General features: G+C 44.4%; 22 protein-coding genes. 2 read left to right on the top strand and 20 right to left on the bottom strand.

Annotated features, from left to right (window positions below; genetic code table 11):
* Nucleotides 1–41: 41 nt before the first annotated feature.
* The 14 genes from ispG to trmJ form a co-directional block, all read right to left on the bottom strand.
* Nucleotides 42–1163 (bottom strand): flavodoxin-dependent (E)-4-hydroxy-3-methylbut-2-enyl-diphosphate synthase, encoded by a 1122-nt coding sequence (gene ispG / locus ACED25_RS15055; protein ID WP_009848294.1) that lies wholly within the window; start codon nt 1161–1163, stop codon nt 42–44.
* Nucleotides 1164–1170: 7 nt separating this feature from the next.
* Nucleotides 1171–2118: a cytoskeleton protein RodZ gene (gene rodZ / locus ACED25_RS15050; protein WP_371695573.1), complete on the bottom strand. Its 948-nt coding sequence runs from the start codon at nt 2116–2118 to the stop codon at nt 1171–1173.
* 441 nt (nt 2119–2559) lie between these two features.
* A complete protein-coding gene (locus ACED25_RS15045; protein ID WP_371695572.1) occupies nt 2560–3702 on the bottom strand; it encodes a bifunctional tRNA (adenosine(37)-C2)-methyltransferase TrmG/ribosomal RNA large subunit methyltransferase RlmN in 1143 nt (380 codons plus the stop codon).
* A gap of 442 nt (nt 3703–4144) precedes the next feature.
* Entirely contained in the window at nt 4145–4579 is a 435-nt protein-coding gene (gene ndk, locus ACED25_RS15040) for a nucleoside-diphosphate kinase (protein ID WP_371695571.1), read from the bottom strand.
* Between the two features lie 106 nt (nt 4580–4685).
* The gene (pepB, locus tag ACED25_RS15035) at nt 4686–5981 is read right to left on the bottom strand and encodes an aminopeptidase PepB (RefSeq protein WP_371695570.1); all 1296 of its coding nucleotides are present in this window, start codon (nt 5979–5981) and stop codon (nt 4686–4688) included.
* A gap of 205 nt (nt 5982–6186) precedes the next feature.
* Nucleotides 6187–6387, bottom strand: coding sequence for a Fe-S cluster assembly protein IscX (gene iscX / locus ACED25_RS15030; RefSeq protein ID WP_004735099.1), 201 nt, complete (start codon nt 6385–6387; stop codon nt 6187–6189).
* Between the two features lie 92 nt (nt 6388–6479).
* The gene (gene fdx, locus ACED25_RS15025; protein ID WP_017098073.1) at nt 6480–6818 is read right to left on the bottom strand and encodes an ISC system 2Fe-2S type ferredoxin; all 339 of its coding nucleotides are present in this window, start codon (nt 6816–6818) and stop codon (nt 6480–6482) included.
* Nucleotides 6819–6838: 20 nt separating this feature from the next.
* A complete protein-coding gene (gene hscA / locus ACED25_RS15020; RefSeq protein WP_371695569.1) occupies nt 6839–8689 on the bottom strand; it encodes a Fe-S protein assembly chaperone HscA in 1851 nt (616 codons plus the stop codon).
* Between the two features lie 22 nt (nt 8690–8711).
* Complete coding sequence (gene hscB / locus ACED25_RS15015) at nt 8712–9227, bottom strand: co-chaperone HscB (protein WP_009848288.1); 516 nt, start codon at nt 9225–9227, stop codon at nt 8712–8714.
* Between the two features lie 80 nt (nt 9228–9307).
* The gene (gene iscA / locus ACED25_RS15010) at nt 9308–9631 is read right to left on the bottom strand and encodes an iron-sulfur cluster assembly protein IscA (RefSeq protein WP_004735095.1); all 324 of its coding nucleotides are present in this window, start codon (nt 9629–9631) and stop codon (nt 9308–9310) included.
* Nucleotides 9632–9732: 101 nt separating this feature from the next.
* Complete coding sequence (iscU, locus tag ACED25_RS15005; RefSeq protein WP_004735094.1) at nt 9733–10110, bottom strand: Fe-S cluster assembly scaffold IscU; 378 nt, start codon at nt 10108–10110, stop codon at nt 9733–9735.
* 33 nt (nt 10111–10143) lie between these two features.
* Entirely contained in the window at nt 10144–11358 is a 1215-nt protein-coding gene (locus ACED25_RS15000) for an IscS subfamily cysteine desulfurase (RefSeq protein WP_009848287.1), read from the bottom strand.
* A gap of 27 nt (nt 11359–11385) precedes the next feature.
* A complete protein-coding gene (gene iscR / locus ACED25_RS14995; protein WP_012603310.1) occupies nt 11386–11907 on the bottom strand; it encodes a Fe-S cluster assembly transcriptional regulator IscR in 522 nt (173 codons plus the stop codon).
* A 116-nt stretch (nt 11908–12023) separates the two neighbouring features.
* The gene (gene trmJ / locus ACED25_RS14990) at nt 12024–12752 is read right to left on the bottom strand and encodes a tRNA (cytosine(32)/uridine(32)-2'-O)-methyltransferase TrmJ (protein WP_004735091.1); all 729 of its coding nucleotides are present in this window, start codon (nt 12750–12752) and stop codon (nt 12024–12026) included.
* Nucleotides 12753–12933: 181 nt separating this feature from the next.
* On the opposite strand from trmJ, the gene suhB reads away from it, so the two are divergent.
* On the top strand, nt 12934–13737 hold the full coding sequence (suhB, locus tag ACED25_RS14985; RefSeq protein WP_009848284.1) for an inositol-1-monophosphatase: 804 nt from the start codon (nt 12934–12936) through the stop codon (nt 13735–13737).
* A gap of 331 nt (nt 13738–14068) precedes the next feature.
* Here suhB and secF read toward each other — a convergent pair whose 3' ends face one another.
* The 5 genes from secF to queA all read right to left on the bottom strand — a co-directional run bounded on the left by secF (nt 14069) and on the right by queA (nt 19731).
* Nucleotides 14069–15016 carry a protein translocase subunit SecF gene (gene secF, locus ACED25_RS14980; protein ID WP_012603308.1) on the bottom strand — a complete coding sequence of 316 codons (948 nt, stop codon included), beginning with the start codon at nt 15014–15016 and terminating at the stop codon, nt 14069–14071.
* A gap of 14 nt (nt 15017–15030) precedes the next feature.
* Entirely contained in the window at nt 15031–16887 is a 1857-nt protein-coding gene (gene secD / locus ACED25_RS14975) for a protein translocase subunit SecD (protein ID WP_009848282.1), read from the bottom strand.
* 20 nt (nt 16888–16907) lie between these two features.
* Entirely contained in the window at nt 16908–17237 is a 330-nt protein-coding gene (gene yajC, locus ACED25_RS14970) for a preprotein translocase subunit YajC (protein WP_009848281.1), read from the bottom strand.
* Nucleotides 17238–17347: 110 nt separating this feature from the next.
* The gene (gene tgt, locus ACED25_RS14965) at nt 17348–18484 is read right to left on the bottom strand and encodes a tRNA guanosine(34) transglycosylase Tgt (RefSeq protein WP_371695568.1); all 1137 of its coding nucleotides are present in this window, start codon (nt 18482–18484) and stop codon (nt 17348–17350) included.
* A 194-nt stretch (nt 18485–18678) separates the two neighbouring features.
* The gene (gene queA / locus ACED25_RS14960) at nt 18679–19731 is read right to left on the bottom strand and encodes a tRNA preQ1(34) S-adenosylmethionine ribosyltransferase-isomerase QueA (RefSeq protein WP_371695567.1); all 1053 of its coding nucleotides are present in this window, start codon (nt 19729–19731) and stop codon (nt 18679–18681) included.
* A gap of 334 nt (nt 19732–20065) precedes the next feature.
* Between queA and ACED25_RS14955 the strand changes: the two genes are divergently transcribed.
* The gene (locus ACED25_RS14955) at nt 20066–20506 is read left to right on the top strand and encodes a CBS domain-containing protein (protein WP_371695566.1); all 441 of its coding nucleotides are present in this window, start codon (nt 20066–20068) and stop codon (nt 20504–20506) included.
* Between the two features lie 43 nt (nt 20507–20549).
* Here the strand turns inward: ACED25_RS14955 and ACED25_RS14950 are convergent, their stop codons facing one another.
* Nucleotides 20550–21563 carry a LacI family DNA-binding transcriptional regulator gene (locus ACED25_RS14950; protein ID WP_371695564.1) on the bottom strand — a complete coding sequence of 338 codons (1014 nt, stop codon included), beginning with the start codon at nt 21561–21563 and terminating at the stop codon, nt 20550–20552.
* Between the last annotated feature and the right edge of the window lie 45 nt (nt 21564–21608).

Genomic DNA, 21608 nt, shown 5'->3' with positions numbered 1-21608 from the left:
GGTATCAGTGCGAATAGACAATCACACCCCATCGCGTTGTATTAATCTTCTAAGTTTTCTACATCAATGCGATTTGCTTTATCAAGTACTGATGCTTTTGCACGAATCTTAGCTTCAAGTTTGTCGACAAGATCATCGTTGTCGAAGCGCTCTTTCTGACGCTTACCGTCTTCGTAGAAAGCACTCTTACGTGCACTACCAGCTAGGCCTAAGTGAGACACTTCAGCTTCACCAGGGCCGTTAACCACACAACCGATGATAGATACATCCATTGGAGTAATCACGTCTTCTAGGCGCTCTTCAAGGGCATTAACGGTGTTAATAACATCGAACTCTTGACGAGAACAGCTCGGGCACGCAATGAAGTTGATGCCACGCGAGCGAATGCGCAAAGATTTAAGAATATCAAAGCCAACTTTGATCTCTTCAACAGGATCAGCCGCGAGCGAAATACGCAGCGTATCGCCGATACCTTCAGAGAGAAGCATGCCTAAACCTACCGCTGACTTCACAGAACCAGCACGAGCACCACCCGCTTCGGTAATGCCAAGATGAAGAGGTTGATCAATCTGCTTAGCAAGCAAACGGTAAGAACCGACGGCTAGGAATACATCAGATGCCTTAACGCTGACTTTAAATTGATCAAAGTTCAAACGGTCTAGGATGTCGACGTGACGCATTGCAGATTCAACAAGCGCTTCTGCTGTAGGCTCTGTGTATTTCTCTTGGATCTCTTTTTCAAGAGAACCGCCGTTAACACCAATACGAATCGGGATATTCATATCACGAGCACAATCCACAACAGAGCGAATGCGGCTTTCGTTACCGATGTTACCTGGGTTGATACGCAGACAGTCAACGCCGTATTCAGCCACTTTAAGTGCGATACGGTAGTCGAAGTGAATATCAGCAACCAAAGGAACAGAGACCTGCTGCTTGATTAGCTTAAAGGCTTCAGCTGCATCCATAGTCGGTACAGATACGCGAACGATATCAGCGCCAACTTTTTCCAGAGCTCTAATTTGAGCAACGGTCGCGGCTACATCTGTTGTTCTTGTGTTGGTCATGGATTGCACAGCAATTGGTGCACCATCACCGATCGGCACATCACCCACATAAATACGGGTTGATTTGCGACGAATAATAGGAGATTCGTGTTGCATATTAACTCTAAGGTAAGGTTATTCTAGCTACTTTGCCTGAAGTATACCCAGAAAGGTCGACAGGTTCACTTGCAAATGTCATCGATACGCCCTCTGGCGCACCTAGAATCACTTTATATGGCGCAGTTCCTGATAGATTTAACGACTGACCTGCTTTTTTGATGCCAGTCGACAAGGTTTTGCCCGAAGCATCTTTCACTTGGATCCAGCAATCAGCAGAGAACTGCATCACTAACTCGTTAATCACAGCTTCAGGCGCAGTGCTTGCTTCAACAGCTTCTGCATTAGCAGCAACTTCAGCAGTTGGTTCTGTCTCTGTTGCTTGCTGTGCAGTAGTTTCGTCAGTTGAAGTAACAGAATCTTCCGCATCACTTATCGCAGCAAGGTCATCAGTATCTTCAACTACAGAAGTACCCTCTTCATTTTGTTCAGCTTCAATCACTTCTAAAGAGGTGAATTCAGGGGCAAGTGATTCTTCTACAGCTAGCTCTTCTGAGCTTTCAGTATTAGCTAAAGATTGAGATAGGGTGTCTTGTTGTTGGTTCTGCCACCACCACAGTGAGGAGATACCCGCAATTACCGCAAAAATGCTCCAAGTAAGGATCATAATACGGCTGTTGTGCTTCTCGGTTTTAGTCTTACGAGAAAAGCTCAACATTTCTTGTTCTTGATGTTGAGCGTCACCAGCATGATGGAGTGCGCTCAATACGACCTTTTCGTCAAGATTGACGTATTTCGCGTATGAACGAATGTAGCCACGCATAAAGGTGGCAACTTGATCTGACTCGAATTGGTTTTCTTCAATTTGTTGGATCAGCGTAACGCGCAGCTTTAAACGATCAGAAATCTGCTTTTGTGTTAAACCAAGAGATTCTCGTTTATTTTTAAGCAGCGTTCCCGCTTCGATTTCTGGAGCGACAGTTTCTTTTGTTTGTGTTTCGTGTTCTGTGTTCATAGAGAGTGAACTTCTAAAGTATTATCGCAGGTTGATGAGAGCATTTTTATTGTCGTTTAAGCTCAATCTAACAACCCACTTTATGTGGAATTTTTCCTGTTATCTAAATCATCAACCCTTAAAGACGAACATCACCCATTGACTATGGATGACCTTCTCAGGAAGCTAGTTTATCAAGTAGCCAACCTAAATAGACACATTGACGATTATCGGGTAACAAGCGAGCACTTAAATTAATTTAAGATGAGTTAATCATAAGCTAATGCCATTGCAAGGCAAAAACACTTTAAACAAAATTTACCGTCAGCTCATGGTTTTGTCCAAAATTTGACGAAAAATGTAAGAAAGCATGGGGAAAAAATCCAATTATTGGAAATTCACCTTCCAGAAAAGCAACAAGCCAGAAGGAATCCTTCTGGCTTGTTTAGATCTAAATGGTATTTAAACCGCTTTTACTTGAATCACATCACCTGCGATCAAGTTAGCTTCAGAGGCGGCTTTCAGCATTTTAGTACGCTTGGTTCTATCAATAACATCACCAACCAGCTGACCACATGCGGCATCAATATCATCACCACGAGTCTTACGAACCGTTACTGTGTAATTGTATTCCATCAGCGTTTTTTGGAAGCGATCAATACGAGAGTTGCTTGGCTTCTTATAAGGCGACCCCGGATAAGGGTTAAATGGAATCAAGTTGATCTTACAAGGCGTATCTTTCATTAGCTCAGCAAGTTCACGAGCATGGCCCATATCATCATTCACATGATCCAACAGAACGTACTCAACCGTTACTTTGCCGCGGTTAGCATTTGAAGAAGCAATGTAGCGACGAACCGATGCTAGGAAGTCTTGGATATCCCAACGATCGTTGATTGGCATGATTTGGCTACGTAGTGCATCGTTTGGTGCGTGTAGAGAAATCGCCAGAGCGACATCGATGTTGTCTGTCATCTGATCAAGACCAGAAACAACACCAGATGTTGATACTGTTACACGACGCTTAGACAGTGAGAAACCTAGATCATCAAGCATCAGCTCCAATGATGGAATTAGGTTCTTCATGTTCAATAGAGGTTCACCCATACCCATCATTACGACGTTAGTAATTGGACGACGACCCGTTTCTTTCTCTAAACCGATTTCACGTGCAGCACGCCAGATTTGACCAACGATCTCTGAAACTTTCAGGTTACGGTTGAAGCCTTGTTGAGCCGTAGAGCAGAATTTACATTCAAGCGCACAACCTACTTGCGAAGATACACATAGCGTCGCACGATCACCATCTGGGATGTATACAGTCTCAACGTCTTGGTCACCAACGCTCATCGCCCATTTAATGGTGCCATCCGCAGAGTGCTGAGCTTCAGAAACGATAGGTGCAACAATCTCACAGCGATGCAGCAGTTTCTCACGTAACTTTTTGTTGATGTTGTTCATTTGTTCGAAGTCATCGACACCGAAGTGATAAATCCACTTCATCACTTGCTCTGCTCGAAACGCTTTCTCATTCAGTTCTTCTGTGAAAAATTTACGAAGACCTTTACGATCAAAATCGAGTAGATTGACTTTAGCTGTGGTCATGATGCCTCTCAATGACGGAACAATAATTAAGGGCGCGAATTGTACAGCCTTTACGCAACTTCAACAAGCACTGTAAAACCTTGTGTTTACTAAGACATTCAAACTTAAGTGATTAAAATTTACACAGTCAAATTTACCTGCTTAAGTTTGGCCAATTCAAAGAGAGATTCCCGATTACGCTCCTCCGTCGCTTTCGGGAATGACGGGCTTTAACCACCTAATACTCGCGCCCTACTAACGCTGCTCGTTATCTTCGCAGCCTTACAACTAACGCGACTTGTTCGTCATTCCAGAACCGAGGAACGAGGTATCTGGAATCTCCGACAGCACACTGAGACTCCCAACAGCTTCCCTCGTCACTACCGAAAAAACACTAGAGCTCACCAGAAACGAAAAAGGCTTCACCGAAGTGAAGCCTTTATTGAGACTTGCTGTTGTCTGCTTATTCAGCTGGACGCGGGCAAATTTCAGATTCTGGGAAGAAGAATTCGATTTCGCGAGCCGCAGATTCAGGGCTATCGCTGCCGTGTACTGAGTTGTAACGCATGCTGATAGCGTAGTCAGCACGGATAGTGCCGCATGCTGCTTCTCCTGGGTTTGTTTTGCCCATCAATTCACGGTAACGAGCAATCGCGTTTTCGCCTTCAAGTACTTGAACCATGATAGGACCAGAAGTCATAAACTCTTTAAGAGCCGGAAAGAATTCTTTGCCTTCGTGTTCTGCGTAGAAGCCACTTGCTTGTTCTTCAGTAAGACGAACCATTTTAGCAGCAATAATTTCTAGGCCTGCCTTTTCTATGCGGTGGTAGATTTCACCGACAAGGTTACGCTTAACTGCATCCGGCTTAACAATTGAGAACGTTCTTTCTAGAGCCATAGGGATTCCTTCACTTCATTTTTTTGTTATTAAATACTGAAATTACTAAGATCATTCGATCTGAGTTTATGAATAAGCGGTATCGAAATACCACTCACTCTTATTATTATTTTGCTTGGTCGATAAGAAGACGAGCCAGTGTACGAACACCCATACCAGTCGCGCCTGCAGCCCACTTATCACTTGATGACTTGCGGTAAGTACCCGCGCAATCCATGTGAATCCAACCTTTTTTGTAGTCATCTACAAAGTAAGAAAGGAACGCGGCAGCTGTACTTGCACCCGGAGTGTAATCACCAGAGCTAATGTTTGAAAGATCAGCAAAGTTTGAAGGCAACATACCACGGTGGAAATCAGCAAGCGGCAATGGCCATAGACCTTCTTTCTCTTGGTTCGCAGCCGTTAGTGCTTGATGAGACAACTCATCATCAAAGCTCAATAATGCGTGGTAGTCGTTACCTAATGCATTTTTAGCCGCGCCGGTTAGCGTTGCACAGTCGATGATCAACTCTGGATTCTGAGCGCTTGCGAACATCAGGCCATCAGCTAAAACTAAACGACCTTCCGCATCGGTATTCATGATCTCGACAGTCTTACCATTTTTGTAAGTAATGATGTCGCCAAGCTTCAATGCACGACCAGAGATCATATTCTCAGCACAACATAAGATAAGCTTAATGCGCTTGCTCAGGCCACGTTCAATCGCTAGACCTAAACCACCGGTAATAGTCGCTGCGCCACCCATGTCAGCCTTCATTGCTGTCATGAATTGACCTGGCTTAATGCTGTAACCGCCTGAGTCGAAAGTGATACCTTTACCCACAAGACAAGCAAACACGGGTGCGTTTTCATCGCCGGTTGGGTTGAAGTCCAGTTGAAGCATTGCAGAAGTACGTTCAGAGCCGCGGCCTACCGCATAGATGCCTTCCCAACCTTCAGTTAGGAGATCTTTGTCTTTAACGATTTTCGCTTTAACAGTGCCTGCTGGTGCCACTGACTTGATGTATTCAGCTGCCATTGTCGCTAATTGACGAGGGGCAACTTCTTCAGCCGTTTTGTTGATGATGTCACGCGTCCAATCTGTCGCGCGGATACGTGCTTCCAATTCAACCTGATCAGCTTCAGCTAGAGTATCCCACTCCAATGCATTCTTTTTCTTTGGTCCACGGTAGCCTTGGTAAAAAGCCCAAACACTTTCTAGATCCCAGCCTTTACCGCTAAGTGCAACCAATGCGATACCTTGTCCGTCAAGCGTACGACCCGCACGTTGAACCGCGCCTAGATCGTGGCCTTCACCAATGTGAATTGTCGCTCCCGCTTCTGAGAACGATAAAATAGCTCTTGCTCCCCACTGAGGCTGGGCAGCTTCTTGACTTAAAAATACTGACATCTGTGTAGACATGATTTCTCCTTGTCATGAACCACTTTGAGTATGTGATTCTGATTGTTTTTTATTAGCGCACTGATGTTAGCATTATGTAGGAGGAAAATGTCATTTTGATAAAAAAACGGACCATAAGGTCCGCTTTTTTTAGTAAGAATTGTTAACTTGGCTGCGTTTTACATTGGACTGAACCAACCCGCGACCAAGTGATTAGACAAGAGGATTAATCCATCTCATCCATCCAGCACAATATAATGGCCTCTAGAATTTTCTCATTCGAGTGATTCGGCTCATCATCAAAATCTTCAAGATCTAGCACCCATTGATGCAAGTCCGTGAAGCGTACTGTTTTAGGATCGGTATCTGGGTATAAATCACATAGTTCAATCGCAATATCTCGCGAATCAATCCATTTCAAACTCATAACATTTCCTTATCTTTATCAGCGACGATTTGTCATCTTAGTGACTTATATTCTATGCCAGCTTTACTAACAGTTTTAGTCGAGCTTATTTCTTAATGCTCTTCAGAAGCTAAGTTCAACGTGTACTTTGGAATCTCTACAACAAGATCCGAATCAGCTACTTTAGCTTGGCAACCAAGGCGAGATTCCATCTCTAAACCCCATGCTTTATCTAGCATGTCGTCTTCTAGGTCATCACTCTCTTCTAAAGAGTCGAAACCTTCACGAATCACGACGTGACATGTAGTACATGCACACGACTTCTCACATGCGTGTTCAATACCAATACCGGCCTTCAATGCAACATCAAGAACCGTCTCACCAGTTTTTGCTTCTAAAACAGCGCCTTCTGGACATAGATCTTCGTGAGGTAAAACAATAATCTTTGGCATGTTTATCTATTCTCTAACTATTAAATATTATCGACTGACTGACCTGACAGTGCAGCTCGAATTGATTTATCCATACGACGAGAAGCAAAGTCTTGGCTCGCTTTGTCGGTATTCTTAATTTCTAGTTCGATGGCATCAGCGCTTTCGCCATTGCGCACTTCAATCAGTGCTTCAATAGCTTGTAGAAGGTGCTGCTTTTCTTGCTCATCAAGCAGCTCATCGCCATCAGCTTGCATTGCTGCAATAAGGCCTTCGATAACACGATCTGCTTCTACACGTTGCTCAGCTAGAGCACGCGCTTGCATGTCTTCTTTAGCAAACGTCATCGAATCTTTCAGCATGCTCGCCACTTCATTATCGCTTAAGCCGTAAGACGGTTTAACCTGAATTTCAGCTTGAACACCTGTGCTCTTCTCCATAGCAGTAACCGATAGCAGGCCATCAGCGTCTACTTGGTAAGTCACACGAATATGCGCCGCACCAGCCGCCATTGGTGGAATGCCTTTTAGAGCAAAACGAGCCAATGAACGACAGTCATCAACCATCTCACGTTCGCCTTGCACGGTGTGCACTGTCATTGCAGTTTGACCGTCTTTGAACGTGGTAAATTCTTGTGCGCGAGCAACAGGGATAGTGGTATTGCGTGGAATGATCTTTTCGACCAAGCCACCCATCGTTTCGATACCTAGGGAAAGAGGAATAACATCAAGCAGCAGCATTTCAGAGTCAGGCTTGTTACCGACTAAGATATCCGCTTGGATAGAAGCACCAATCGCAACCACTTCATCTGGGTTAATGCTGGTTAATGGCGTACGACCAAAAAAGTCACCCACCATTTCACGGACAAGCAATGTACGAGTTGAACCGCCGACCATCACGACTTCTAGAACATCATCCGCGTCAACTTCAGCATCTTTCAATGCACGACGGCACGAAAGCAGTGTTTTCTTAACCAGTGGCTTGATGATCTCTTCAAACTCTTCACGAGTTAATGAACCAGCCCAACCCAACACTTCAACATTAACGCTTTCAGCTTCAGATAAGCCAATCTTCGCTTCTGTTGCTGCATCTAGAAGAATACGATTCTGTTCTGCGGTTAGCTCTGATAAGCCCATTTGCTCTTGGAAGTGCTCTGCGATCAAGTGGTCAAAGTCGTCTCCGCCTAATGCAGAGTCGCCACCCGTTGCTAATACTTCAAAAACACCTTTAGACAGGCGTAAGATAGAGATATCAAACGTGCCACCGCCAAGATCATAAACCGCAATCACCCCTTCTTTACCTGAATCCAGACCGTAAGCAATCGCTGCCGCAGTCGGTTCATTAAGAAGACGTAACACGTGAAGACCAGCAAGTTGAGCCGCGTCTTTCGTACCAGCACGCTGCGCATCATCAAAGTACGCAGGAACCGTAATCACTGCACCAGATAGCTCGCCACCTAGTGTTGACTCGGCACGTTGACCTAGCGCTCGCAGAATGTCTGCTGATACTTGAATTGGGTTCTTGTTGCCTTGCTCTGTGCGAATCACAGGCAAACCATTATCACTTTCTTCAAACTGATATGGCAGAGACGGGTATCGCTGTTGAATATCTGACAGTGAACGACCGATTAATCGCTTAACTGAGATAATGGTATTTTTAGGATCAGTTTGTGCATTTGCACGCGCTTCATTACCAGTCGTATAAGATTCCGATTGGTAGTGAACAACTGAAGGTAAAATGCTTCGACCTTGTTGATCAACGAGTGTACTCGCCTCGCCACTGCGTACTGCAGCAACCAACGAGTTTGTTGTACCTAAATCAATACCCACAGCAAGCTTATGCTGGTGAGGAGCGGCGCTTTGCCCTGGTTCTGCAATCTGAAGTAGTGCCATGGAGGTGTCCTTGTTATACAAACTAGCCGATCAAACGATCTTCAACTAATTCGATTTCATTCTTTAATTTTGCAATAAACTTAAGCTTTCTTACTCGGTCTGCAGCTTCAAGCCAAGCTTCGCTTTCGAGTTCTTGTTGGATAGCGCTTAATTGTTGTTTATACATTTTGCTAACCTTGCCTTCAAATGCAAATAGCGCATCTTCGGGATCAGAACTGTCTGCGATGTCTTCTAGCTCTTCACGCAATTCCATCTGCTCCATCAGGAACATCGGATCTTGCATGGTTTGTTGTTCACCACGAATGTCTTCGCCGTGTTGAACCAGCAGATATTCTGCTCGGCTGATTGGATTCTTCAATACCTGGTACGCATCATTGATTTGTGCCGCTTTTTGCACGGCTAATAAGCGATCACGCTCAGAAGCTATCGCGAATTTATCAGGATGGAATTGGCGTTGCAGATCTCTAAACTGAGAAGAAAGAAGGCTACCATCCAGTTGAAACTGAAGTGGTAGCCCAAATAATTCGAAATGATTCATGTAAAGGTGGTCCTAAGTTTAGGCTCTTTGTTCAGAGCCTAATTTTATTCTTCGCTTACAACGCTTAACGATACAAGCGTTTAAACATTGAAGCTCTCACCACAACCACATTCGCCTTTCGCGTTCGGGTTGTTGAATTCAAAACCTTCGTTTAGGCCTTCTTTTACATAATCAAGCTCAGTACCATCAAGGTATACTAGGCTCTTTGGATCAATGATGACCTTAACACCTGAATGCTCAAACACTTCGTCTTCTTCGTTAAGCTCGTCAACGAATTCCAGTACATACGCCATACCCGAACAGCCAGTAGTTTTTACTGCTAAGCGTAACCCGAGACCTTTACCACGGTTATCTAGGAAAGCTTGAACTCGGCTTGCTGCCGTATCTGTCATGGTGATGGCCATACTACAACCTTGTGTTTTATATAAATTGAGAACTCAGGGGGAGCACAAAGGATGCTCCCAAATATTACTTTTTTGTCGACGTAATTACGGTATTGAAGCGATTAGTGCTTCTTTTTGTAATCCGCAACAGCTGCTTTGATTGCATCTTCAGCAAGAATTGAACAGTGAACTTTCACTGGTGGCAACTCAAGCTCTTCTGCGATTTCAGAGTTTTTAATAGCAGCTGCTTCATCAATACTTTTACCTTTAACCCACTCAGTTACTAGTGAGCTAGAAGCGATTGCGCTACCGCAACCGTAAGTCTTGAATTTTGCGTCTTCAATAATACCTTCTGCAGATACTTTGATTTGCAGTTTCATTACATCACCACAAGCCGGTGCGCCAACCATGCCGCTACCTACACTTGGGTCTTCTTTATCAAACGAACCTACATTACGTGGGTTTTCGTAGTGATCAATTACTTTTTCGCTATATGCCATGATAGTTACCTCGAATCCTCTATTTCCGTGAGATTAGTGATGAGCCCACTCAACAGTGTTCAAATCAATCCCTTCTTTATACATATCCCATAGAGGAGACATGTCGCGTAATTTGTTTACCGCTACACGGATTTGTGCAATCGCGTAGTCGATTTCTTCTTCCGTTGTGAAACGGCCGAATGAGAAACGTACTGAGCTGTGTGCCAGTTCATCGTTCAGACCAAGAGCACGTAGAACGTATGAAGGCTCTAGGCTTGCTGATGTACATGCAGAACCTGATGATACCGCTAGGTCTTTTAAAGACATAAGCAGAGATTCACCTTCAACGAAAGCAAAGCTCACGTTTAGGTTGTGTGGTACACGTTGGTCTAAGTCGCCGTTTACGGTTACTGCTTCTAGATCTTGAACACCTTTCAATAGGCGCTCACGAAGTGCTAGTGCGTGATCGTAATCTTTCTGCATGTCTTGCTTAGCGATAGCAAACGCTTCGCCCATACCCACGATTTGGTGAGTAGCAAGCGTACCAGAACGGAAACCACGTTCATGACCGCCACCGTGCATTTGCGCTTCAAGGCGAATACGTGGCTTACGACGAACGTACAAAGCACCGATGCCTTTAGGGCCGTATGCTTTGTGTGCAGACATAGAGATAAGATCAACTTTCATCTCTTTTACGTCTAGTGGGATTTTACCCGCAGACTGCGCCGCATCAACGTGGAAGATAATCTTGCGTGCACGACATAATTCGCCGATTGCACCGATATCTTGGATTACACCAATCTCGTTGTTTACGTGCATGATAGAAACTAGAACAGTATCTTCACGCATTGCAGCTTGTAGCTTGTCTAGATCAATGATGCCGTTTGCTTCTGGCTCAAGGTAAGTTACCTCAAAACCTTCACGCTCTAATTGGCGACATGGGTCAAGAACCGCTTTGTGTTCTGTTTTGCACGTGATTACGTGCTTACCTTTCTTCTCGTAAAAGTGCGCAGCACCTTTGATAGCAAGGTTATCTGACTCTGTAGCACCTGACGTGAAAACAATCTCACGTGGGTCTGCATTTAGTAGATCGGCAATTTGCTCACGAGCATTATCTACTGATTCTTCTGCCTGCCAGCCGTAACGGTGTGAACGAGATGCAGGGTTACCGAAGTTACCGTCCATCGTCATGCACTGAACCATTTTTTCAGCAACACGTGGATCGACTGGGCATGTAGCTGAATAGTCAAAGTAAATAGGCAGTTTCATTTTCTACTCCAATGTAAAAACTGACCGCTAAGAGCGGGCATTAACACCGTGAGGTGCTGCACTAATCGTTGTAGTGCTCGTATTTTTATGTGCAAAACCATTATTAACCGCAAGATCGATATCTTGACGATCAGAAATCTCTAAAACTTCGTTATCTTTCATTAGCTCACCGAGCGTAATGTCGTTTAAGAAGCTGCTGATTCGGGAGCTTAAATCACGCCATAAAGTGTGAGTTAAACAACGAGTACCACCTTGGCAATCTGCTCGACCGTGACACTTAGTTGCATCGACTGATTCGTCAACTGCAGCAATTACAGTTCCGACAGCGATGTCGCTCGCTTCAGCACCTAAACGGTAACCACCGCCAGGACCACGAACACTAGCAACCAAGCCAGCTTTACGTAACTTAGAAAAAAGTTGTTCTAAGTAAGATAACGAGATGCCTTGTCGCTCTGAAATATCAGCCAGAGGAACTGGGCTTTTTTGCGAATGCAGTGCTACATCTAGCATAGCTGTTACCGCATATCTTCCTTTAGATGTAAGTTTCATATCACACCGTATCCACATTGTTTATGTGGTTGGAATTTTCCCATACCCGACTAAATTGGTCAAGTATTTAGTTGACTATTTTAGTCAGGTATTCACCCTTGGAGTTTGTATGGGCTTTATTTGTCGTTTTTACTCTTCTCAATTGAAGTCAAAATGCCGCGTAGAGTGTTGATCTCTTGCAGCTCTGGACGAGCTCGGCTGAACAAACGACGTAGCTTATTCATCACCTGACCCGGCTTATCCTTAGAGATAAATTGGGTATCAATGATCACTTTTTCAAGGTGCTCATAGAACATTTCTAGTTCTTCGTGACGAGGGTACTCATCTTGTTGCTGCGGCTGGTACTGGCTCGCCACCATATCAAGGTGTGCTACACGCACTTCATAGCTAAGAGTCTGTACTGCCATTGCTAGGTTTAGTGAGCTGTATTCTGGGTTTGCAGGAATACATACATGGAAATGACACTTCTGAAGCTCATCATTGGTTAAGCCAGTACGCTCACGGCCGAACACTAACGCTACAGGGTGCTTTTGACCTTCAACTGCAAATTTTTGTCCACATTCACGCGGCTCAAGCATTGGCCATTCAAGCGTACGAGAGCGTGCACTCGAACCAACCACCAAACCACAGTCTTTTACTGCTTCATCCAGTGTAGAAACGATGGTCGCGTTTTCCGCGATGTCACCTGCACCCGCAGCCAGTGCTAAGGTCTGCTCGTCAACTTCACATTGAGGGTCTACAAGAACTAACTGACTCAAACCCATCACTTTCATTGCGCGAGCTGCTGATCCGATATTTCCCGAATGAGACGTACCAACCAGAACGACTTTTACATTGTCTAACATGCTATATGACACCACTTTAAAAATAATCGCGAGATATTAACACATAGCTAAGTAAAATGGTCAGACCCTTCTCGGAATGTGAAATCAAGAGTTCAAAAAATAACCACTTCCCTTTTGGGGAAACTTTGGTATACTCGCCGCCGCTTTAAACTGTTCTTTAACATCTTGTGGGAAAAACCATATGCATCCAATGCTAAACATTGCGATACGCGCTGCGCGTAAAGCTGGCAACCATATTGCTAAATCTCTAGAAACAACTGATAAGATCGAATCGTCTCTAAAAGGTAACAACGATTACGTTACTAACATTGCTCAAGAAGCTGAGTACATGATCATTGAGACAATCAAATCATCTTACCCAGAGCACAGCATTATTTCTGAAGAGTCAGGCCTAACTGAAGGTAAAGATTCTGACGTACAATGGATCGTTGACCCACTAGATGGCACCAACAACTTTGTAAAAGGTTTCCCTCACTTCTCTGTATCTATCGCTGTTCGCATGAACGGTCGTACAGAAGTTGCTTGTGTTTATGACCCAATGCTAAACGAGCTATTCACAGCTCAACGTGGCGCTGGCGCTCAACTTAACAACGCTCGTATGCGTGTTACTCAACTAAAAGACCTTCAAGGTACTGTTCTAGCGACTGGTTTCCCATTCAAGCAAAAACAACACTCTGAATCTTTCATGAAGATCATCTCTGGTCTATTCGTTGATTGTGCTGATTTCCGTCGTACTGGTTCTCCAGCTCTTGACCTATGTTACCTAGCAGCTGGCCGTGTTGACGGTTACCTAGAACTAGGCCTTAAGCCATGGGATCTAGCAGCTGGCGATCTAATCGCTCGTGAAGCTGGTGCTATCATGACTGACTTTGCTGGCGGCACTGATTACATGACGTCTGGTAATGTTGTTGCTTCAAGCGCACGTGGTGTTAAGTCTATTCTTAAGCACGTTCGTGAGAACTCTAACGAAGGTATGCTGAAGTAATTCAGACCTTGCGTTAATGCTCTCTAGTTAAGAGCAGAAGATTTTCAAAGCCTCGCTATTGCGAGGCTTTTTTGTATCCGCGATACGAGATACGAGATACGAGATACGACCAAAATGTCGGTTAGTTACAGTGAACACAAATCACTGCTCTGTAAGCTGTATTTAGATCGTCACTAGATAGTGACTTAGCTACTTTGGCACTTGGTATTGGTATTGGTAAATACGACAATGTTCAGTCGGTTCCAAAAGCTAACCCACAATATACAGACATAAAAAAACCGCTAGTTGCCCAGCGGTTTTTTTGGTTTAGCGAAAGTTGTTAAGCCGTGGCCTAAGGCATTTCGTCAAACTCTTCACCTTCTTTATCCACTTGTGGTGGCATTAGGTGTTCACGCGTAATACCCAACTTCATAGCTAGTGCAGATGCAACGTAGATAGAAGAGTAAGTACCAACGGTAATACCCAGTAGAAGTGCAGTCGCAAAGCCGTGAATCATAGCGCCGCCCTGAACGAACAGTGCGATAACTACGAATAACGTGGTACCAGAAGTGATCAATGTACGGCTCAATGTTTGTGTGATTGAGCTGTTCAGCACTTCAGGTGCCTCGCCTTTACGCATCTTACGGAAGTTCTCACGAATACGGTCAAATACCACTATGGTATCGTTAAGGGAGTAACCGACTACCGTTAGCAAGGCTGCTACGATGGTAAGGTCGACCTCAATTTGCATTAGAGAGAACACACCTAGTGTGATGATAACGTCGTGCGCTAGGGCTAATACAGCACCTGCAGCTAATCGCCATTCAAATCGCACTGATACGTAGATCAAGATACAGATAAGAGAAACAAGGATAGCAAGGCCACCAGCTTCTGTTAATTCGTCACCTACGTTAGGACCAACGAACTCGATACGACGCATCTCAACTTGCTCACCAGTACCATCTTTAATTGCAGACAGGATTTGGTTACCAAGCGTTTCGCCCGCAACACCATCACGTGGACGTAGACGAACCATTACCTCACGCGCAGAACCAAAGTTCTGAACCGTAGCATCACCAAAGCCTTCAGCTTCTAGTGCGCTTCGAATGTCAGGTAGGTTTGCTGGCTCCTCAAAGCCCACTTCAATCAGAGTACCGCCGGTAAAATCTAGACCCCAATTCAACGATTTCGTTGTTAGGGTGAAGATAGCAGTACCAATCATCAAGATTGAGAATAAAAAGGCAACCTTTGACCAACGCATGAAGTCGATCATTTTGTCTGCTTTTAGAATCTGAAACATATTAATTCCTAGCCTTAGATCGACAGTTTCTTAACGCGTTTGCCGCCATACATCAGGTTCACGATACAACGTGTTCCGATAATAGCTGTAAACATTGAAGTCAAGATACCGATTGATAACGTTACCGCAAAGCCTTTAATCGCACCTGTACCGACAGCAAATAGAATGATTGCTGTTAGTAGTGTGGTGATGTTGGCATCGGCGATTGTACTAAATGCGTTTGCATAACCTTGGTGAATCGCTTGTTGTGGACTACGTCCATCTCGAAGTTCTTCACGTATACGCTCAAAGATAAGAACGTTGGCATCGACTGCCATACCGACCGTCAATACGATACCGGCAATGCCTGGTAGCGTCATTGTCGCGCCAGGAATCATCGACATCACACCAATAATCAACACTAAGTTAGCCATCAGAGCGACGTTCGCAATCAAACCGAAAGTACGGTAGTAAAGCAGTGTAAACAGCATTACTGCAGCCATACCCCAAACCATCGCCATGATACCCATATCGATGTTTTGTTGACCCATAGATGGACCAATCGTACGTTCTTCTACAATCGAGATAGGCGCAATCAATGCACCTGCACGTAGTAGAAGTGCCAAATTATGAGCTTCAGCCGTTGAGTCGATACCTGTAATACGGAAGTTACGGCCAAGCGCAGATTGAATCGTCGCTTGGTTAATCACTTCTTCGTGCTTACTTAGGATCACTCGGCCTTCAGGTGTTTTACGACCGCTGTCTTTATACTCTGCAAATACGGTTGCCATTAGCTTACCGATATTTTGACGAGAGAATGTAGACATCTTGCTACCACCTTCGCTGTCTAGCGAGATGTTAACTTGTGGGCGACCATATTCATCAACACTTGAGCTTGCATCTGTAATGCTAGAACCGCCTAAGATAACGCGTTTCTTAAGTACTACAGGACGACCATCACGGTCTTGCTTAATTTCACTACCAGCAGGAGCACGGCCAGAAGCTGCAGCGGCCAAATCGGCACTGCTGTCCACTTCACGGAATTCAAGAGTCGCGGTTGCGCCTAAAATTTCTTTAGCACGAGCCGTGTCTTGAACACCTGGCAATTCCACTACGATACGGCTAGCACCTTGACGTTGAACCAAAGGCTCAGCAACACCAAGTTCGTTAACACGGTTACGTAGAATAGTAATGTTTTGCTCTACCGCATAATTGCGGATTTCTTGAAGACGAGTTTCAGTGAAGTTAGCAATCAAAGAGAAACGACCGTTAGATTCTGAATCTACGAACGTCATATCTTGGTGCTTAGATTGCAGTAGCGATTTCGCTTCAGCAAGCTGCTCTTCGTTACGCAGAATCACTTCAACCGCATCTTTACCCGATGGGCGAATAGCACGGTAGCGGATTTTCTCTTCACGAAGTTCACTGCGGAACGCTTCTTCTTGTTGGCCAACCAGTTTTTGCATCGCAGCGTCCATATCCACTTCCATTAAGAAGTGAACACCACCACGTAGATCAAGACCCAGTTTCATTGGTGCAGCACCAATAGATTCAAGCCAATCAGGAGTTGAAGCCGCTAGGTTTAAAGCTACGATAACGTCATCACCTAGTGCTTCTGTGATGATATCACGGGCACTGATTTGCGTATCTGTATCGTTAAATCGAACAAGAATGGAACCGTTTTCGAGAGCAACGGATTTAGTAGAAAGGTTTTCTGCTTCAAGAGCATTGGTGACAGCATCCAGCGTAGACAGATCTACAGAGGCGCCACGCGCCCCTGTAACTTGAACTGCCGGATCTTCACCGTATATATTTGGAAGTGCGTACAACGCAGCGATAGCGATGGCAAACATCACCATCAAATACTTCCATAACGGATAACGGTTTAGCACAGCGAGGATCCTCTAGCTGTTTATAGTGATTTCAGAGTACCTTTTGGTAGCACTGCTGTAACGAAGTCTTTCTTGATAACGACTTCGTTGTTTGCGTTCAGTTCGATAGCAACGTAGTCGCTGTCTTCAGCAATCTTAGTGATCTTGCCGATTAGGCCGCCGCTTGTAAGAACTTCATCGCCTTTGCCCATAGAAGACATAAGGCTCTTGTGCTCTTTAACACGCTTAGCTTGTGGACGGTAGATCATGAAGTAGAAGATCACAGCGAACATACCTAGCATGATAAGCATTTCGAAACCGCCGCCTGCTGGTGCACCTTCTGCTGCTGCGTGAGCTTGAGAAATAAACATTTAAAACATCCTCTATTATATTTTCGTAATTGTTTGTCTAATTGGGTCGTATCCCTTTATTTTCAAGCCCCATCACTCGGAAGAGAGATAGGGCTCGCAAAAAAGAAATACTAAGATTCTTTACCTAGTGGTGGCACTTCACGCCCCATTTTTGCGTAGAACTCTGCAACGAACTCTTCAAAGCGATCTTCATCGATAGACTGACGAATGTCTGACATTACTCGTTGGTAGAAACGCAGGTTGTGAATCGTGTTCAGTCGAGCACCTAGGATTTCGTTACAACGATCCAAATGGTGTAAGTACGACTTGCTGTAGTTCTTACAAGTGTAACAGTCACAATCTGAATCTAGTGGTGTTGTATCGGTTTTATGCTTCGCATTACGGATCTTGATCACACCTTCCGTTACAAACAGGTGACCATTACGTGCATTTCGCGTTGGCATAACACAGTCAAACATATCGATACCGCGACGAACACCTTCAACCAAGTCTTCAGGTTTGCCTACACCCATTAGGTAACGAGGCTTATCTTCAGGCAGTTGAGGACATGTGTGCTCAAGAATGCGGTGCATATCTTCTTTTGGTTCACCTACTGCTAGACCACCTACTGCGTAACCGTCAAAGCCAATTTCTGTTAGGCCTTTAACGGATACATCACGAAGGTCTTCGTATACGCCACCTTGTACAATACCGAACAGTGAGTTCGGGTTTTCTTGCTTATCAAAATGATCACGTGAACGCTGAGCCCAACGAAGAGACATCTCCATTGAGTCTTTAGCTTCTTTGTGCGTTGCAGGATAAGGCGTACATTCGTCAAAGATCATTACAATGTCTGAACCTAGATCCTTTTGGATTTCCATCGACTTCTCAGCGTCCATGAAAATCTTGTCACCGTTTACAGGGTTACGGAAATGAACACCCTCTTCAGTGATTTTACGCGTTGCACCTAGGCTGAATACTTGGAAGCCACCTGAATCAGTCAAGATAGGACCTTTCCAGTTCATGAAATCGTGCAAATCACCGTGCAGTTTCATGATTTCTTGACCAGGACGTAGCCATAGGTGGAATGTATTACCTAATAGGATTTCAGCACCTGTGTCTTTTACTTCTTCAGGTGTCATGCCTTTAACCGTACCGTAAGTACCTACAGGCATGAATGCTGGGGTTTCAACGGTACCGCGTTCAAACTGAAGTTGACCACGACGTGCGCCGCTATTAGTTTTTTTAAGTTCGTATTTTAATTTCACGAAGCCTCCAATATGCCAGAGAAACAATCTGACTGTTAATTCAGAACCTTAGGCCAAACAAAAGTTCAGTCTAGTGGGTTCTATGAGGAGCGGTCGCGTATTCCTTGCGAGAGATTAGACAGACACCCTGCCCGACTCCTAGCTTACTGCTAGCACCCGTAAATTCTGCTTATATCGTTTATAACCAGCTAAAATTAGCTCGTTTTCTTATTGATGAACATCGCATCACCGTAGCTGAAGAAACGGTATTCGCTCTTCACTGCGTGATCGTATGCGCCCATCACATTGTCGTAGCCAGCAAATGCACTCACCAACATAATCAGCGTTGATTCTGGTAAGTGGAAGTTGGTAATCAAGCAATCCACCAGCTGATATTCATAACCAGGGAAGATGAAGATTTCTGTGTCACCAAAGAAAGGAACTAACTCAGTGCCATTTTTCAATGCATCTTGAGCCGCACTTTCTAGTGAACGCACAGAGGTTGTACCAACGGCAATAATACGCCCGCCACGTGCTTTTGCAGCAGCTACGGCATCCACCACTTCTTGCGGTACTTCAACGTACTCAGCATGCATGTGGTGGTCATTGATATTATCGACTTTTACTGGCTGGAACGTACCAGCACCAACGTGAAGCGTCACGTAAGCAAACTCAACACCTTTTTCTTTCATGTCAGCCATTAGCTTGTCATCAAAGTGAAGGCCTGCTGTTGGCGCAGCAACTGCACCCGGCTTTTCATTATAGACAGTTTGGTAGCGCTCTTTATCGGCGTCTTCATCTGGACGATCGATGTAAGGAGGCAGTGGCATGTGACCAACACTGTTAAGAATCTCTAAAACGCTTTGATCGGATGTGAAATGGATTTCAAATAACGCATCATGACGTGCCACCATTTCAGCTTCATACTCATCGTTCTCACCAAGGAACAATTTGGTACCCGGTTTCGGTGATTTAGAACAACGAACATGCGCAAGAATGCTTTTCTCATCCAGCATACGTTCAACCAACACTTCAAGCTTACCGCCTGATGCCTTGCGACCGAATACACGAGCAGGAATCACGCGAGTGTTATTAAAAATAACAAGATCACCTGGCTCAACCAAGTCTAAAACGTCTTTAAACGAACCATCAGCTAGGTTGCCATTATTGCCATCTAATTTAAGTAGGCGGCTTGCTGTGCGCTCCTCTTGAGGGTAGCGAGCAATGAGTTCATCTGGTAGGTCAAAGTGAAAATCTGAAACTTGCATGTGTCGAGTCTTGTCTTAGTTGATGATATTTATGCCGTTGACGAATAATAAGTCGAAGTTGCCGAACAATCGTTTCGGTAAGTAAATCGTTACCAGAAACACATCGTAAACATGACTAAAAATTTCGCAGTGGGCTAGTATAGGCACACGAGCCGCAATAGCAAGGTTTACAGCATTGGATTATTGTAAAGAGTCGTAAAATAATACGACCATTCCCCCTCATAAAAAAACAAAATTAGTTGCATGAAACTCACCCAAAAATGCGTTAGATCTCAGTTATTTTTTGGATAAAAAACTATAGTAATAGCAACAAATAAAAAAGAAGGAGGTCCGTATGATCAAGGTTGAAGATATGATGACTCGCAACCCTCATACCCTATTGCGCTCACACTCACTGGCCGATGCAAAGCACATGATGGAAGCGCTTGATATCCGCCATATTCCGGTTGTTGATGCCGACAGACAACTACTTGGCGTCGTCACACAGCGAGACGTTCTTGCCGCTCAAGAATCTAACCTACAAAACATCCCACAAGCTCAATCCTATACTCTTGCAACACCACTCAATGACATCATGCACAAGAGTGTTATGTCTGTAGAGCCGCGCGCAGGACTAAAAGAGTCTGCTGTTTATATGCAGAAACACAAAGTGGGCTGTTTACCTGTCGTAGAGAACCACGAACTCGTGGGCATCATTACAGACAGCGATTTCGTTACGATAGCCATTAACCTGCTAGAGCTACAAGAAGAAGCGGAACCGGAAGAGGTAAATTAACCACTATTCACCAATAGACACGCTAAGGAAAGAGAGCGAATCCTTAGCGTTGCTGTACGTTATTACGAAGAATTTCAGGGCTACGTGAAATAGACGGAACTTTAGGTGTATGTCGGATAACGACTGTCGGTTCTAGCAACATAGCTTTTGGAAAAGACTCTCCGATTTGAATCAACTCCATCATCATATCAAAACCTAACAGCGCAATTTGATGTATTGGTTGCTTAACACTTGAAAAGCCCAATGACTGGGCAATAAATGTGTCATCAAACCCTACAATATCAACCCTTTCAAGCAGTTGACTGTCTACTGATTTTAACCCATTAAATAGATGACTAGCCGATATATCATCGGAACAAAATACAGCTTCCAGTGGCGAAGAATTATCGACGATCAAGTGTTGGATATATTCTGTCAACGACTCCGTAGTGTAGGGAGCTAACACATGTTTTTTATCCAACAGGATATCGCGAGACTTTAATTCTGTTTGAAAACCAATAAAACGATCCGATTGAATATCACTGGCTCCAATAAAGCCAATACGACGATACCCTCGCTTAGCAAAATAACAGGCAACTTGCTCACCCCCGTGCTGGTGATGAGTTCCTATACTCGCAACAGTAGGGTCTGTCGCTGTCAACAATACGACAGGAAACGGTAGCTCACCTAATGGCTCTAGATGTTCTTTTTTCAACGAGCGAGGGATTAGAAAAACACCATCAACCTTATGGTTGATGCACTCCGAAAGAAACGTCTTCTCTAACTGTAAATTATTCCGGCTATTAAACAACAGTATACTTCGGCCATGCTTGTAGGCCTCTTCCTCAAGAACATCCACTAACTGAGTAAAGAAAGGATTCGACATATTTCGCACAATGACAGCAAACAGCTTAGTTGGCTTTTTACGCTTCGCAGGCGGTTTCTGATAGTTCAGAGCTTCCATCGCACTCATCACAGACAGCTTTGCTTGCTCTGAGACACGCTCACTACCATTTAGCACCCTTGATACTGTCGCGATTGATACACCCGCACGTTTAGCAACATCCCTAATAGTCATGTTCACTCATTCTCTTTAACAATCTACCAACCCAATACATTAACC

It is taken from the genome of Vibrio sp. 1F263, from assembly GCF_041439035.1.
Classification (GTDB): domain Bacteria; phylum Pseudomonadota; class Gammaproteobacteria; order Enterobacterales; family Vibrionaceae; genus Vibrio; species Vibrio tasmaniensis_A.
The sequence above is the reverse complement of the archived record's forward strand: the minus strand, read 5'-3'. Positions and strand labels throughout refer to the sequence as shown.